General features: G+C 37.5%; 13 protein-coding genes and 1 tRNA gene. 10 read left to right on the forward strand and 4 right to left on the reverse strand.

What is annotated here, in order from left to right:
* Window positions 1-62: 62 nt before the first annotated feature.
* The 10 genes from AADJ06_RS18200 to glmM all read left to right on the forward strand — a co-directional run bounded on the left by AADJ06_RS18200 (window position 63) and on the right by glmM (window position 13,617).
* Window positions 63-133, forward strand: a tRNA-Trp gene (locus tag AADJ06_RS18200).
* Between the two features lie 15 nt (window positions 134-148).
* A complete protein-coding gene (secE, locus tag AADJ06_RS18205; protein WP_111372623.1) occupies window positions 149-340 on the forward strand; it encodes a preprotein translocase subunit SecE in 192 nt (63 codons plus the stop codon).
* A 6-nt stretch (window positions 341-346) separates the two neighbouring features.
* Entirely contained in the window at window positions 347-901 is a 555-nt protein-coding gene (nusG, locus tag AADJ06_RS18210) for a transcription termination/antitermination protein NusG (RefSeq protein ID WP_341227919.1), read from the forward strand.
* A gap of 356 nt (window positions 902-1,257) precedes the next feature.
* Window positions 1,258-1,695 (forward strand): 50S ribosomal protein L11, encoded by a 438-nt coding sequence (gene rplK, locus AADJ06_RS18215; RefSeq protein WP_341227920.1) that lies wholly within the window; start codon window positions 1,258-1,260, stop codon window positions 1,693-1,695.
* 54 nt (window positions 1,696-1,749) lie between these two features.
* Window positions 1,750-2,448: a 50S ribosomal protein L1 gene (rplA, locus tag AADJ06_RS18220; RefSeq protein ID WP_341227921.1), complete on the forward strand. Its 699-nt coding sequence runs from the start codon at window positions 1,750-1,752 to the stop codon at window positions 2,446-2,448.
* A 2-nt stretch (window positions 2,449-2,450) separates the two neighbouring features.
* On the forward strand, window positions 2,451-2,984 hold the full coding sequence (gene rplJ, locus AADJ06_RS18225; protein WP_341227922.1) for a 50S ribosomal protein L10: 534 nt from the start codon (window positions 2,451-2,453) through the stop codon (window positions 2,982-2,984).
* A 39-nt stretch (window positions 2,985-3,023) separates the two neighbouring features.
* Window positions 3,024-3,404 (forward strand): 50S ribosomal protein L7/L12, encoded by a 381-nt coding sequence (rplL, locus tag AADJ06_RS18230; RefSeq protein ID WP_341227923.1) that lies wholly within the window; start codon window positions 3,024-3,026, stop codon window positions 3,402-3,404.
* Window positions 3,405-3,686: 282 nt separating this feature from the next.
* Window positions 3,687-7,544, forward strand: a complete 3,858-nt coding sequence (gene rpoB / locus AADJ06_RS18235; protein WP_341227924.1) for a DNA-directed RNA polymerase subunit beta — start codon at window positions 3,687-3,689, stop codon at window positions 7,542-7,544.
* 29 nt (window positions 7,545-7,573) lie between these two features.
* On the forward strand, window positions 7,574-11,881 hold the full coding sequence (gene rpoC, locus AADJ06_RS18240; protein ID WP_341227925.1) for a DNA-directed RNA polymerase subunit beta': 4,308 nt from the start codon (window positions 7,574-7,576) through the stop codon (window positions 11,879-11,881).
* 323 nt (window positions 11,882-12,204) lie between these two features.
* Window positions 12,205-13,617 carry a phosphoglucosamine mutase gene (gene glmM / locus AADJ06_RS18245; protein ID WP_341227926.1) on the forward strand — a complete coding sequence of 471 codons (1,413 nt, stop codon included), beginning with the start codon at window positions 12,205-12,207 and terminating at the stop codon, window positions 13,615-13,617.
* A 106-nt stretch (window positions 13,618-13,723) separates the two neighbouring features.
* On the opposite strand, the gene AADJ06_RS18250 is transcribed toward glmM, so the two are convergent.
* From AADJ06_RS18250 to AADJ06_RS18265, 4 genes are all read right to left on the reverse strand, one after another.
* A complete protein-coding gene (locus AADJ06_RS18250; protein ID WP_341227927.1) occupies window positions 13,724-14,263 on the reverse strand; it encodes a hypothetical protein in 540 nt (179 codons plus the stop codon).
* 219 nt (window positions 14,264-14,482) lie between these two features.
* Window positions 14,483-14,935, reverse strand: coding sequence for a hypothetical protein (locus AADJ06_RS18255; RefSeq protein WP_341227928.1), 453 nt, complete (start codon window positions 14,933-14,935; stop codon window positions 14,483-14,485).
* 4 nt (window positions 14,936-14,939) lie between these two features.
* Complete coding sequence (locus tag AADJ06_RS18260) at window positions 14,940-15,710, reverse strand: hypothetical protein (RefSeq protein WP_341227929.1); 771 nt, start codon at window positions 15,708-15,710, stop codon at window positions 14,940-14,942.
* Window positions 15,711-15,767: 57 nt separating this feature from the next.
* The gene (locus AADJ06_RS18265; RefSeq protein WP_341227930.1) at window positions 15,768-16,283 is read right to left on the reverse strand and encodes a phosphoheptose isomerase; all 516 of its coding nucleotides are present in this window, start codon (window positions 16,281-16,283) and stop codon (window positions 15,768-15,770) included.
* Between the last annotated feature and the right edge of the window lie 2 nt (window positions 16,284-16,285).

A 16,285-nucleotide genomic window follows, 5' to 3' on the forward strand; every position in this document is an offset into this window, starting at 1 on the left:
AATTTTTCTTCCTACATTTGCAGCCCAAATACTCCCTCAAACGGAGTACTTTTTTTTTATACACGGGCATAGTTCAATGGTAGAATAGCGGTCTCCAAAACCGTTGATCAGGGTTCGAATCCTTGTGCCCGTGCTTTAATTTGATAAAATGGAAAAATTACAAAGTTTTGTAAAAGAGTCTTGGCATGAAATTACCAATGAGGTAACATGGCCTAAATTCAGCGAATTACAGGCTAGTGCTACTTTGGTACTTATTGCCTCTATCATTTTCGCATTAGTGGTTGGAGCCATTGATTTCGTTATAGACAATGGTCTGAAGTTACTTTATCAATCATTCTAAAGAATTATGGAAGAAATAAACTGGTACGTAGTAAGAGCTGTTTCTGGTCAAGAGAAGAAGATCAAAATGTACATTGAGAATGAAGCTGAAAGAGCAAATCTTAAAGACTTTATTCCTCAGATTTTAATTCCTTCCGAAAAAATAGTAGAAGTTAAGAACGGTAAAAAGCGTGTTCGTGAAAAAAACTTCATGCCTGGCTATATGCTAATTCAGGCCGATTTAAATAACGGAGAGGTAATGCACATGATTAAAAGCTTACCAGGCGTTATTGGCTTCTTAAGAAAAGATGGCAATTCATCTATTGAACCAGAACCACTAAGACTTTCAGAGGTTAATAGATTCTTAGGTGTTCAAAACGAAGTTGAGGAAGAAGCTATTGATTCTAACATCTCATTTGTCGTTGGAGAAGCCGTGAAAGTTATTGACGGACCTTTCTCTACCTTTGAAGGTAGCGTTGAAGAAATTTACGAAGACAAAAAGAAACTTAGTGTTAGTGTCAAAATATTTGGTCGAAGCACACCGGTAGAATTAAGTTACGTCCAAGTAGAAAAATTGTCATAACATATTTTCATCATTTATATTAAAGCTCCCTGTACCCACAGTGAGCTTTTCCTTTTCTACCACCTTCATCTCCGTCACTATCAGGATTTTATTCTAAATAACCTTGTGTACAAGAAAATAATAAATTACCTTTGCAGTCCGTTTGAAGAATCGTGTGATTTTAGGACGGCAGAAGGTCAATTGTTTTCTTGTCAGTTTGCTCTTCCAAGCAGCTGCTAGGCTTCCCCTGAGAATGGAATTGATCTTTTGGAGAAACGAATGAGCATTTAAGTGGAAATAGCTGATTGTGACTTACGTTATTGAAATTAATTTGTGGTTCGTCATTTCGTATTTCTCAATATTAAACAAGTAAAACTATGGCGAAAGAAATCGCAGGATACTTAAAATTACAGGCAAAGGGTGGTCAAGCTAACCCTGCACCTCCTATTGGTCCTGCCTTAGGTTCTAAGGGTATTAATATCATGGAGTTCTGTAAGCAATTTAATGCTAGAACACAAGATAAAATGGGACAAGTGGTTCCTGTGTTAGTAACATACTACACAGATAAATCATTTGAGTTCGTAATTAAAACTCCCCCTACAGCCGTATTACTTAAAGATGCAGCAAAAGTTAAGTCAGGTTCAGACCAGCCAAATCGTGCAAAGGTCGGAACTGTAACTTGGGATCAAGTTAAGGTTATTGCCGAAACTAAGATGCCAGATCTTAACTGTTTTACTGTTGAATCTGCCATGAAAATGGTAGCAGGTAGTGCAGCTAATATGGGTATTAGAATCAAAGGTGCTGCACCATTCTAATTAAATTATTAATGGGAGCCACGTAACAGTGGCGTTATTTACCAAAACAAACAAATGGCAAGATTAAGCAAAAAAAGAAAAGAAGCACTCGAAAAATATGATTCTACTAAGGATTATACTTTGGCTGAGGCTACTTCAGTGTTGAAAGAGATTTCATACACTAAGTTTGACGCTTCTGTTGATTTAGACATCCGATTGGGTGTAGACCCACGTAAGGCGGACCAAATGGTTCGTGGTGTTGTGGCTCTTCCTCATGGAACTGGTAAGAAGATCAAAGTTTTAGTTCTTTGTACTCCTGACAAGGAGCAAGAAGCTAAAGACGCTGGTGCTGATTACGTAGGCCTTGATGAATACATCGACAAAATTTCAAAAGGATGGACAGACATAGATGTAATTATCACTATGCCTGCTGTTATGGCGAAATTGGGACGTTTAGGTAGAGTTTTAGGACCAAGAGGTCTTATGCCAAATCCTAAAGCAGGAACAGTAACACCAAATGTTGGTCAAGCAGTTACTGAAGTAAAAGCTGGTAAAATTGACTTTAAAGTTGATAAAACTGGTATTATTCACGCTGGTATTGGCAAAACATCCTTTGGAGCTGAGCAGTTACAAGCTAACGCTAATGAATTGATTCAAACAATCATTAAGTTGAAGCCATCTTCTGCAAAAGGAACATACGTAAAAGGCATTACATTGTCTAGTACTATGAGCCCAGGAATAAAAGTTGATCTTACCGGAATAAACGGATTGTAATCATGAATAGACAAGACAAAGGAGCGATAATTCAGGATCTGTCTGAGAAGTTTGCTAACAACCCATTTTTTTATATCACTGACGCAAGTGGAATGACTGTAGCTACTACTAATAAGCTACGTAGACTTTGCTTTGAAAGAGGTATAGAATATAAAGTTGTTAAAAACACTCTTATAGAGAAAGCTCTAGAAACACTAGACACAGATTACACGCCATTCAAAGAGTCAGTTTTGACAGGTTTTTCAGGCATCATGTTTCACCCTGAATCAGGGAAAGACGCTGCCAAGCTTATCAAAGACTTCTTGAAAGAAAACAAGGATTCGATTTTACTAAAAGGTGCATCTATTGACGCTGAACTATTTATAGGTCATGATCAACTGGATATGCTAGCTAGCTTGAAATCTAAAGCCGAATTAATTGGCGACGTAATCATGTTACTTCAATCTCCTGCGAAAACCGTTATTGGTGGTCTGCAGAGTGGTGGTAACAAACTGGCAGGTATTCTTAAAACTCTTTCAGAGAAAGAAGCCGCCTAATTTTAATCAAAATATAAACTATTTAAATTTTTAGAAATAATGGCAGATTTAAAAGCCTTCGCAGAACAATTAGTTAACCTTACTGTTAAAGAAGTAAACGAGTTAGCTGACATTCTTAAAGATGAGTACGGTATTGAGCCAGCAGCTGGTGGAGCTGTAATGGTAGCAGGTCCTGCAGGTGGTGACGCTGGTGCAGCCGCTGAAGAAAAATCAACTTTTGATGTAATTCTTAAAGCAGCTGGTGGAAGCAAACTTCAAGTAGTGAAATTAGTGAAAGATCTTGCAGGCTTAGGCTTGAAAGACGCTAAAGACCTAGTTGATTCTGCTCCAAAAGCAGTGAAAGAAGGTGTTGCAAAAGACGAAGCTGAAGCTTTGAAAAAGCAGCTTGAAGAAGCTGGTGCTGAAGTAGAATTAGCGTAAGCTATACTTCAACCAATCATCAGACTCGGTCCGATTTTCTCTTGAAAATCGGTCGAGTCTTTTGCTGTAAATAACAACCGTATTCTAAAACACACAATAAAAGATACTCAAGACGTTAAACTCTTGACTAATTAATAAGGTTTTTGCCCGATACACTGCTGTTTTTCGTAGGACAGTTGCAAAGGGGCATCAATTGGCTTCACTGCGAGTTCTTTGGTAAAAACGCTAGACGTTTTTTAATACCAACAAGTTATAATTTTTTTAATTTAAACAATTAAAGCTTTGAATTTGACAGCAACCGGAAGGAAGAGTTTTGCCAATGTTCACCCTGCTTTAGAGTATCCAGATTTCTTGGATATTCAACTTCAATCTTTTCAGGAATTTTTCCAGATAGATACTCCAGCTGAAAGCCGCCGTGCTGAAGGTTTGTACAAAGTATTTATGGACAATTTCCCGATAGCAGATTCTAGGGAGAACTTTGTGCTTGAATTCGTCGACTATACCGTCGACCCACCAAAATACTCCATCGATGAGTGTATTGACAGAGGATTAACTTACTCTGTTCCATTAAAAGCAAAATTAAGATTGCTTTGTAATGATGATGATAACGAAGATTTCGAAACTATTGAGCAAGAGGTATTCTTAGGGAATATCCCTTACATGACAAACAGAGGTTCGTTTGTTATCAATGGTGCAGAAAGGGTTATCGTTTCTCAACTCCACCGTTCTCCAGGTGTATTCTTCTCTATGAGTAAGCATACAAACGGAACGAAACTTTATTCAGCAAGAGTAATCCCGATGAAGGGTTCTTGGATTGAATTTTCTACTGATGTTAATAATGTGATGTATGCATATATTGACAGAAAGAAAAAATTCCCAGTAACTACACTTCTTCGCTCTATTGGATTTGGTTCTGATAAAGATATCCTTAACCTTTTCGAATTGTCGGAAGAAGTTACGGCAAGTAAAAAAGACCTAAAAAAAGCAATTGGTAGAAAACTAGCTGCAAGGGTTCTTAAAACTTGGACGGAAGATTTCGTTGATGAGGATACAGGTGAGGTTGTTTCTATTGATAGAAACGAGGTAATTATGGAGCGGGACTCCATCATCACTGAAGAAGATATTCAATTAATTTTGGATACAGACCAAAAGTCTGTTATTCTTCACCGTGAAGATGCTAACATAGCAGATTACAACATTATTTATAATACGCTTCAAAAAGATAGCTCTAACTCTGAGAAAGAGGCTGTAGAACAAATCTACCGTCAACTTAGAAACACAGAAGCACCTGATGAAGCTACTGCTCGTGAAATTATTCAAGGTTTATTCTTCTCTGAAAAACGTTACGACCTTGGTGAAGTAGGAAGATACCGTGTCAATACCAAATTGGAAATGGATACGGAATTGACCAAGAGAGTATTAACTACAGAAGATATCATAAAAATAGTTAAGTACTTAATCACCTTGATTAATGCAAAAACTGTTGTTGATGATATTGACCACCTTTCCAATCGTCGTGTTAGAACAGTTGGAGAGCAGTTGTCTAGCCAGTTTGGTGTAGGTCTTGCTCGTATGGCTCGTACCATCAAAGAGCGAATGAATGTTCGTGATAACGAAGATTTCAAACCAGTTGACTTGATTAATGCAAGAACTCTTTCTTCAGTAATTAACTCATTCTTTGGTACTAACCAGCTTTCTCAGTTCATGGACCAAACTAATCCATTGGCTGAAATTACGCATAAACGAAGAATGTCGGCTCTTGGACCTGGAGGTCTTTCAAGAGAAAGAGCAGGTTTTGAGGTTCGAGATGTTCACTACACGCACTACGGTCGTCTTTGTACTATTGAAACTCCTGAGGGACCAAACATTGGTCTTATTTCTTCGCTTTGTACTTATGCAAAGGTTAATTCAATGGGATTCATTGAAACTCCTTACATGGAAATTGCGGACGGAAAATTATCTGGTGATGTTCAATACTTAACTGCTGAAGAAGAAGATGGTAAGAACATTGCCATGGCTACGCCAGACACTGATGATAAAGGAGCTTTTACTACAGCTACTCTTAAATGCCGTTTTGAAGGTGACTTCCCTTTAAAAGACCCGACAGATGTAGATTACATGGATATAGCTCCAAATCAAATTGTTTCGGTTGCCGCTTCCATCATTCCATTCTTGGAGCATGATGATGCCAACCGTGCCTTGATGGGCTCTAACATGCAGCGTCAGGCAGTTCCTTTATTAAGACCAGAAGCTCCTATTGTAGGAACCGGTCTTGAGAGTAGAATTGCTCGTGACTCTAGAACAATGGTAGTAGCCGAAGGGCCTGGAACTATTGAGTACGTTGATGCAAATAAAATCGTAGTTAATTATGACTGGAACGAAGATGACATCATGGTCAACTTTAACACTAGTGAGAAAACTTACGACTTAATTAAATTTAGAAGAACTAACCAAGACACTTGTATTAACCTTAGACCAATTGTTGGTATGAAGGATAGAGTACAAAAAGGTCAAATCTTAGTAGAAGGTTACGCTACACAAGGTGGTGAACTAGCACTAGGTAGAAACATGCTAGTGGCTTTCATGCCTTGGCAGGGTTATAACTTTGAGGATGCGATTGTAATATCTGAAAGAGTAGTAAGAGACGATATTTTCACATCGCTTCACATTGAAGAGTTCGACTTAGAAGTAAGAGATACTAAGAGAGGTCAAGAAGAACTTACTGCTGAAATTCCAAACGTTTCTGAAGAGACTGTTAAAAATCTTGATGAAAATGGAATAGTAAGAGTAGGTACTCATATTAAAGAGGGTGATATTCTGATTGGTAAGATTACTCCTAAAGGAGAGTCAGACCCAACTCCAGAAGAAAAACTTCTTCGTGCCATTTTTGGAGACAAGGCTGGTGATGTAAAAGATGCATCTAAAAAAGCATCTCCTTCATTAAGAGGTGTGGTTATTGATACTAAGCTTTTCTCTAGACCTTCAAAAGAAGAAAGAGTTAAGCATAAAGAAGAGTTGAAAACTTTGCTTAAAGAGCATAGCAAAAACCTTTCTGAAATCAAAACCATTATGATTGACAAAATGGTAGCTGTTCTTTCGGGAAAAACTACCAATGGCGTTAAGCATAAATTTGGTGATGAATTAATTTCTAAAGGAGTTAAATTCAACAAGTCAAACATAACTAACAACCTTTTCCCAGAGAAAAACCCATACGTAGACGAAAGTACATACAGTGTACCTGAAGAGTCTAACTTACTGGGAGATATCATGCTAGAAGGTTGGACTAAAACTGAAGAGACAAACCAACTTTTAGTAAGATTAGTTAAAAACTATCTTTCTAAGCGTAGTGAGATTATCGGTGAGTTTAAGAGAGAGAGATTTGTATTAGAAGTAGGTGATGAATTACCAGCAGGTATTGTCAAACTAGCTAAAGTTTATATCGCTAAAAAGCGTAAACTGAAAGTTGGTGATAAGATGGCCGGTCGTCATGGTAATAAAGGGGTTGTAGCAAGAATAGTACGTCATGAAGACATGCCATTCCTAGAAGACGGTAGCCCAGTTGATATCGTTCTTAACCCATTAGGTGTACCTTCTCGTATGAATATTGGTCAGCTTTATGAAACTGCATTAGGCTGGGCCGGTAGAAAACTCAACAGAAGATATGCAACGCCAATTTTCGATGGTGCCACAGCTACACAGGTAGACGCTGAACTGAAAGAAGCTGGTCTTCCAGATTTTGGTAGAACAGTTCTTTTCAATGGTCTTACAGGTGAGAAATTTGACCAAAAAGTAACAGTAGGTATTATTTACATGCTGAAACTAGGTCACTTAGTTGATGATAAAATGCACGCGAGGTCTATTGGACCATACTCGTTAATTACGCAACAGCCATTGGGAGGTAAAGCTCAGTTTGGTGGACAGCGTTTTGGAGAGATGGAAGTGTGGGCATTAGAGGCATTTGGTGCTTCTCATGTTCTTCGTGAGATTTTGACATTAAAATCTGATGACGTAGTTGGCCGTGCCAAAGCCTATGAGGCAATCGTGAAAGGGGAAAATCTACCTAAGTCAGGAATTCCAGAATCATTCAATGTACTTGTACATGAATTGAGAGGATTGGCTCTTGAGATTACCTTGAAATAATTTATCATTTTCATTTAAAAAAGAAGAAAATGTCTTTTAAGAAAAACAAAAAGTTAAACAGCGACTTCAATAGCATAACCATTAGTTTGGCTTCTCCAGAATCTATTCTGGAAAGCTCTTTTGGTGAAGTTACTCAACCAGAAACTATCAACTATAGAACCTACAAACCAGAAATGGGTGGTTTGTTCTGTGAGCGTACTTTTGGTCCAGTAAAAGACTGGGAATGTCACTGTGGAAAATATAAGCGTATTCGTTATAAAGGTATCATCTGCGACCGTTGTGGTGTAGAAGTTACTGAGAAAAAGGTACGTAGAGAGCGTATGGGTCACATTGAACTTGTGGTTCCAGTAGCTCATATCTGGTATTTCAAAAGTCTTCCAAACAAAATTGGATACCTGCTTGGACTTTCGTCTAAGAAACTTGATCAAATTATTTACTACGAGCGATACGTAGTAATTCAGGCTGGTGCTAAAGAAGAAGATGGTATTTCTTACATGGATTACCTTACTGAAGAAGAGTACCTAGATATCGTAGATAAGCTTCCTAGAGAAAATCAAATGCTTCCTGATGATGATCCTCAAAAGTTCATCGCTAAAATGGGTGCAGAAGCTCTAGAAATGTTACTTGGTAGATTAAAACTTGATGAGTTATCTTATCAATTACGTCACCAAGCAGCTACTGATACATCTCAACAAAGAAAAGCAGAAGCTTTAAAAAGATTGAGAATTGTAGAAGCTCTTCGAGATGCTAACACCAGAATTGAAAACCGTCCAGAATGGATGATTATCAAGATGGTTCCAGTAATTCCACCAGAATTACGTCCTCTTGTGCCTTTAGATGGTGGTCGTTTTGCCACATCTGATTTAAATGATCTTTATCGTCGTGTTATTATTCGTAACAACAGACTTAAGAGATTATTAGAAATTAAGGCTCCTGAAGTTATCTTACGTAATGAAAAACGTATGCTTCAAGAAGCAGTAGATTCTCTTTTTGATAACTCAAGAAAAGTTAACGCTGTACGTTCTGATGGAAACCGTGCATTGAAATCTCTTTCAGATATGCTGAAAGGAAAGCAAGGTCGTTTCCGTCAAAACTTATTAGGAAAGCGTGTTGATTACTCTGGTCGTTCTGTAATTGTGGTAGGACCAGAATTAAAACTTCACGAGTGTGGTCTTCCAAAAGGAATGGCTGCTGAGCTTTTCAAACCATTCATTATCCGTAAGCTTATTGAGCGTGGTATAGTGAAAACGGTTAAGTCGGCTAAGAAAATAGTTGATAGAAAAGACGCAGTAGTTTGGGATATTCTTGAAAATGTGTTGAAAGGTCATCCGGTTATGCTTAACCGTGCTCCTACGCTTCACAGATTGGGTATCCAAGCATTCCAACCTAAATTGGTAGAAGGGAAAGCAATTCAACTTCACCCATTAGTTTGTACTGCATTTAACGCCGATTTCGATGGTGACCAAATGGCCGTTCACGTTCCTTTGGGACAAGAAGCTGTTTTGGAAGCCTCTATATTGATGCTTTCTTCTCATAACATTCTTAACCCTGCCAATGGTGCACCTATTACGGTACCATCACAGGATATGGTTTTGGGTCTCTACTATGTAACAAAAGGTAAGAGATCAACTCCAGAAGAGAAGATTGACGGTGAAGGCATGACTTTCTACTCTCCAGAAGAGGTCATTATTGCGATGAATGAAGGCGTAGTATCTAAGCATGCTTACATTAATTGTAAGTTGAATGTTAAGAACGAAGCTGGTGTCATTGAAAGTAAAATCATAGAAACTGTAGCTGGTAGAATTTTATTCAATCAGTTTGTTCCTGAGCAAGTAGGTTATATTAACGAACTTCTTACTAAGAAGAAACTTCAAACCATTATTGGTCAAGTTTTCAAAGAAGTAAGTTTTGCGAGAACTGCTGACTTCCTTGATGATATCAAAACATTAGGTTTCCAAACAGCCTTTACTGGTGGGCTATCTATTGGTTTAGGTGATATCATGATTCCTGAAGAGAAGCAAGACCTTATTGTAAATGCTCGTCAAGAAGTAGAAGAAGTTCAAAGCAATTACATGTTCGGTATTATTACGGAGCGTGAGCGTTATAACCAAATCATTGATATTTGGACTCGTGTAAATACAAGACTAAGAGAAACTCTTCTTCAGCAATTAGAAGATAAAGATCAAGGTTTCAACTCGGTTTATATGATGATGCACTCTGGAGCCCGTGGTTCTAAAGAGCAAATTCGTCAGCTAGGAGGTATGAGAGGTTTGATGGCAAAACCACAAAAGAACATCGCAGGTTCTGTTGGTGAAATCATTGAAAACCCTATTCTTTCTAACTTTAAAGAGGGTCTTGATGTATTAGAGTACTTTATCTCTACACACGGTGCTCGTAAAGGTTTGGCCGATACGGCTCTTAAAACAGCCGATGCAGGTTACCTAACAAGACGTCTTCATGATGTTGCTCAAGATGTAGTAGTAAATGAAGTTGACTGTGAAACTTTAAGAGGAATTACAGTTTCTGCTCTTAAGGAAAACGAGGACATTATTGAGCCTTTATCAGAGAGAATTCTCGGTAGAACGGCTGTTGATGATGTTATCGACCCGATTACTAAAACTATCCTTGCAAAAGCAGGTGAAGAAATCACAGAAGAAATTGCAGACCTTATCGAGGAATCTGCTGTTGATTCTGTTGAAATCCGTTCTGCTTTGACTTGTGAAACAAGAAAAGGTATATGTGGCAAATGCTACGGAAGAAACCTTTCTACTAATAGAATGGTGGAAGTAGGTGAAGCTGTTGGTGTAATTGCTTCTCAATCTATTGGAGAGCCAGGTACCCAGTTAACCTTACGTACGTTCCATACAGGGGGTACTGCCATGAACGTTTCGGTTGATGCAAACATCAAAGCGAAATTTCCAGGTGTTGCTAACTTTGACCAAGTAAGAACTGTAGATACAGTTGATAAAGAAGGTAACATTGCTAAAGTAGTGTTAGGTAGACGTGGTGAATTGAGGATTGTAGATCCAGAGACAAACCAAATCTTAATTACTAACAACATACCTTACGGTGCCACACTTCAGATAGAAGATGGTCAAATGCTCGAGAAAGGTGATAACATCTGTCACTGGGATCAGTTTAACGCGGTTATCATTTCTGAAAGAGATGGTACTATTGAGTACGACGCTATCGAAGAAGGTATTACTTTCAGAGAAGAAGCCGATGAGCAAACTGGATTTAAGGATAAGGTTATTACTGATTCTAAGGACCGTACTAAGAACCCATCTATTATCATAAAAGGTAAAAAAGACGACGATAAGTCTTATAACCTTCCGGTAGGTGCTCGTGTAATGGTTGAAGAAAAGTCGAAAGTTAAGGCAGGACAGATTTTGGCCAAAATACCAAGAGCTGTAAACATGAACGCCGATATTACTGGTGGTCTTCCTCGTGTTACTGAGCTTTTTGAAGCACGTAACCCATCTAACCCTGCCGTCGTTTCTGAGATTGACGGTGTAGTTTCTTACGGTGGTATTAAAAGAGGTAACCGCGAGGTTTTCGTGGAAGCTAAAGATGGCACTAAAATGAAATACATGGTTTCTCTTTCTAAGCTAATCTTAGTTCAAGAAGGAGATTACACCAGAGCGGGAGAACCGTTATCTGATGGAGCCATCACACCAGCCGATATTCTTAGAATTAAAGGACCTACGGCTGTTCAAGAATACTTAGTAGACGAAACCCAAGCGGTATATCGTCAGCAAGGTGTGAAACTTTCTGATAAACATATTGAGGTAATTGTACGTCAAATGATGCAGAAAGTGGATATCCTTGATGCTGGAGACACTATTTTCCTTGAGATGCAAGCCATCGATAAATGGAAATTTAGAGTTGAGAATGATAGAATTCTTGATATGAAAGTAGTAGAAGACGCTGGAGGATCTTCCACTTATCAACCTGGACAAATGCTTACAAACCGTGAGTTCAGAGATGAGAATAGTAGACTTAAGCGTGAAGACCTTAAAATTATGAAAGTGAGAGAAGCTAGACCAGCCGTATCTCAAACCATACTTCAAGGTATTACTACTGCTTCTTTAGGAACAGAATCTGTATTCTCAGCAGCATCGTTCCAGGAAACTACTAAAGTTCTTTCTCATGCTTCTGTTCAAGGTAAAGAAGATACCTTAGAAGGATTGAAAGAGAATGTGATTGTTGGTCATCTTATTCCTGCTGGAACAGGTAAGAGAGATTATCAAAATATCATAGTAGGCTCTAAAATAGAATTAGAAGCTGCTCAAGAGCGAATGCTCATTGAGAACAGAAAAAGAGAATATGTAGACTAAGTATATTAGCCCGCTTGAGTTTCAAGCGGGCTAACTATATTTCCTATGATACTATTTTAACAATTTTTATAACTTTTGCTTATAACTCACACATTTCAATAGCTTTGTATGTGTTTTAAACACATTAGATTATGTATGAATATCGCTGAAAGGTGATTTAATCATAGGTTAAAGTATTTTCGTATTAGAAAGACATTTGGGACTCCCGGATGTCTTTTTTTATGAAGAAGCTCGACTGAAATAATTTTAGCAATGCTAACTTTATCTTCTAATTCCATTTTATTCACCGTACTTTTGTCCCACTCTCACCATAATTATAAATTGTGACCTTAATCAAATCCATCTCCGGAATCCGAGGAACTATTGGCGGAAAAGCCGGAGACAGCCTTAGCCCTCTAGACATTGTAAAATTCACTGCTGCTTTTGGTACTTTTCTTAAGAAAAGAAACGAAAACAACCATAACATCATCCTAGGAAGAGACGCCAGACTCTCAGGAGAAATGATTTCTGGTTTAGTAAGCAATACATTAATAGGTCTTGGCTTTAATGTAATTGACTTAGGACTCTCTACTACCCCTACTGTAGAGATGGCCGTTATAACAGAAAAAGCCTCTGGAGGAATAATTTTGACTGCAAGTCATAATCCTATACAGTGGAATGCTTTAAAACTTCTAAATGAAAGAGGTGAATTTATATCCGCTCTTGATGGAGAACAATTACTTGAAATTGCAGAAAGTGAAGATTTTAGTTTTGCAGAGGTTAAGAAATTAGGTACCTACAGTACCGATGACACTTTACTCCAAAAGCACATAGACGCCATTCTAGCTCTTGACTTAGTTGATGTAGAAGCCATAAAAAAAGCTAACTTCTCGGTGGCGGTTGACGCTATTAATTCTTCTGGTGGAATAGCCGTACCATTGCTATTAAATCAACTAGGCGTAAAAGACATCAAATGCATTAACTGCGAACCTACCGGTCATTTTGCTCATAACCCTGAACCACTTCCCAAACACCTAACTGAAATCTCTAACGAATTAGAAAAAGGAGATTATGATTTAGGAATAGTGGTAGATCCTGATGTAGACCGTTTAGCATTCATATGCGAAAATGGTGAGCCATTTGGCGAAGAATACACCCTTGTGGCTATAGCTGACTATATTCTCTCAAAAACCGCTCAAAAGGGCTTAAAAACAGTTTCTAACCTATCTTCTAGCATGGCCTTAAAGGTAGTAACCGAAAAACATGAGGGAGAATACCATGCTTCTGCCGTGGGTGAAGTTAATGTAGTTACCAAAATGAAAGAAGTAGGTGCCATTATTGGCGGTGAAGGAAACGGCGGTATCATTTACCCAGAATTGCATTACGGTAGAGACTCATTAGTAGGAATCGCATTATTCCTTTCTCAGCTGGCCAATTATAAAAAACCTGTTGGCTTCTTAAGAAAAAGCTATCCAAATTATTTTATAGCTAAGAAGAAGGTAGAGTTAGATAAATCAATGGATCTTGATGCTATCATTGGTGGTGTAAAAGAGAAATATAAAAAGTATCCTGTTGACACCCAAGATGGCTTAAAAATCATTTTTGACAACGAATGGGTTCACTTAAGAAAATCTAATACAGAGCCTATAGTTAGAATATATGCAGAATCAGAGTTTGATACTACTGCAAATAATTTGGCTGATAAAATTATAGAAGATATCAAGGAGCTAATGAAGGCGACTGGAGATTCTAAGTAATTATTAGCTTAAGAAATTTAAGCCTGTCCGTCATAGCCTCCACTTCTAAGTAGAATGGTAAGCGAATGACAGACAGGCTTTTTTATGCATAAGGACTTACTAAATCTTAAATATCTGCTATTGGAATACGGTTTTTATAATTCCAGAATGCCGAGACATTGACAATTTTCCAGTCATTATCTACCATCTCCATCAAACGAACTTCTTTTGAATGCAAAAAGTACTCTTGCGTTCTATTGCTATTATATTGGTCCCAAGTTAGATGAGCGGCCGCATTACCGTAAAACTTTACCTTTAAATTCTCCCTCCTGACTATAGGGTGACTTGAACCTGCCTCCTCAGGATCCGAAGGATTCTCTTTAATATACTTTCCTAGGTTTTTCTCAATGGCTTCCCAGCCCACACTCGCATCAAAGGTTCCGTCGGAATTGCTCCAAGCCTGATAAGAATAATCTGTATGTGTAAATTGGTCTTGCCAGCAATCATAATCTCGCAAGAAAAAGCACCTTGTTTCCTCCTCTATAACCTTGACTATTTTTGCTGTTTCTTTTTCTTCGTCAAGTTTAGTTTGGCTTGCCAAGTTACAAGATTGGCACATAAATAGGCAGCCGGCAGTAACTGCTAGGTAGCTGATATAAGTTCTCATAATTGTAAAAGTTTAAATTGTCAATGAAAAGAATAATGACTGTAGCTCTGTGAATTGTTAAAATCCAACACCTTTAAACTTATATCATTGAAAATATACAAAAATGAACTGAGATAGCCTAGAAATCAAGCACACAATTCGTAAGAAAGGTTATATAATATCTATATATTCTACCATTTAGATAGATATTCAATTTCCAAAATAGGCACTTCATGCTAATTACAAATTCGGAAAAATAGTTTTCCACCTCGGTTTAGACATACCTATAATTAGGCCAATACCCGTTCCTGCTCCTACAAGTATTATAGAATTCCGAACAATATTAGGGTTAAAAACCTTCTTGTCATCTAGTCCAACATCTAAAACAGAGTAAACCACTATTGACAACGCCGCCATTCCACCCAAAAATGCTCCCCTCTTTCCTTGATGTCCAATATTCAACTTAACATAATCTACCCTAGACATATGATAGTGGTTTCTAAAAGAACTATTCACCAAATTATAAGAAATAGAATCAGCCTGTATATCGATTTGTAATGCATCAAACTTAACACCATTTTTCAATGAAATTGAACCATTTGAATATGGTTTTGTACCAAAATCGTAATTTTGACAAAACACATTTAAATTGACCAAAACACAAATTTTTAATAAAAAAATGCACCTTTTCATTCCACTAATCATTACTTTTCATGTCTTTCAAAGCATTTGATGTTAATTCTCCATACATATCAAGCAAGTTTTGATAATCAGCAATTTCCTTACCTCTAATACCATTTATTTTTGAGAAAGCATCAGTATGTCCTACCAATTTGCCATTGTCATTAAAAAGAAAAATTGAAGAGTTTAACCTAGCATTTGCTGCAACACCGAAAGTGGATACTCCTTGTACATTTAGATGTATTACATTAATAGCAATTCCTCCTAACTCTAGTTTTTTGCAAATGTCCAATAATACTCTAGAGTAATCAATATCTCCAGTAAGGTATTGGATATATTTTCCTTTATTAAATAAAAAAGGAACAACATCCCTTTCTCCTATAATCAATATTGGATAATTATCATTCTCCGTCAAAAGAGACTCCTTCTGATGAAACATATTCTTCACTTCCTGATATCCTTCTAAATCAGATAAACGCTGAGAAGAAAGTACTTCAAATGAGAATTCCTCTACTAGTTTATTACCTAAAATAACTTGATACTCTAGAATAGCCTCACGTTCAGCATCTATAATTTGGTCAGACAACTTATTCATTTTCCCATTAAACGCTGCTGCATCTAAAAGGGGTAATACAGCTTGCAATGGCTTTCCGATGCACACATTTAGAATTCCAACTTTTCCTGAAATTGCATTCTCTGTATACGTTTTTTTCGTTTTTAAGACTTCTTTAGTACAAGAAAAAAGTGAAACTAATAGAAGCAAAACTACTATTCTGGAAATTTTCATATCAGATTAATTATGTGGGAGTTTCTAGTTTTGACCAAATATAAGAAAGAAAGGAAATTATCTACCAAAATCATCTTGAACACGAACTATATCGTCTTCGTTCGATGGGTTTTCTTTATCTGTGTGTTGCCAAATTTCAGCCACTATTCCATAACCATCAGTCCCTACCAATCTGTGTCTTTCGCCACATTTAAGGTTTATAACCTGGCCTATTTGAAGATGCTGTAGGTCTGTTTGCTCATCTGTATCAGATATAACTACACCTGCTACTCCACCTATTAACTTCCATATTTCTGCACGACGATGATGGTATTGCCACGAAAGTCGCTGGTCTGGTGCTACTACAAGTATTTTAGGGCTAAGTTTTTCAAAACCTGCAAAATCTTCTAAAGAAAGATGAGGAAAAAAACTTTTAATGAAGTCGGGAGCTTGGCTTTCTTCCAACACAAAAAAACCACCCCAAGGCCTATTATGATCTGTAGCTACTACTTTAAAGCCCTTTTCATCTAAGAAAGCCTGAACACCTTTAAAAACACTTGGCCTCTCAGCACTTTTGTCAAAATCTAAACTCATAT

It is taken from the genome of uncultured Arcticibacterium sp. (genome assembly GCF_964021845.1).
Classification (GTDB): domain Bacteria; phylum Bacteroidota; class Bacteroidia; order Cytophagales; family Spirosomataceae; genus Arcticibacterium.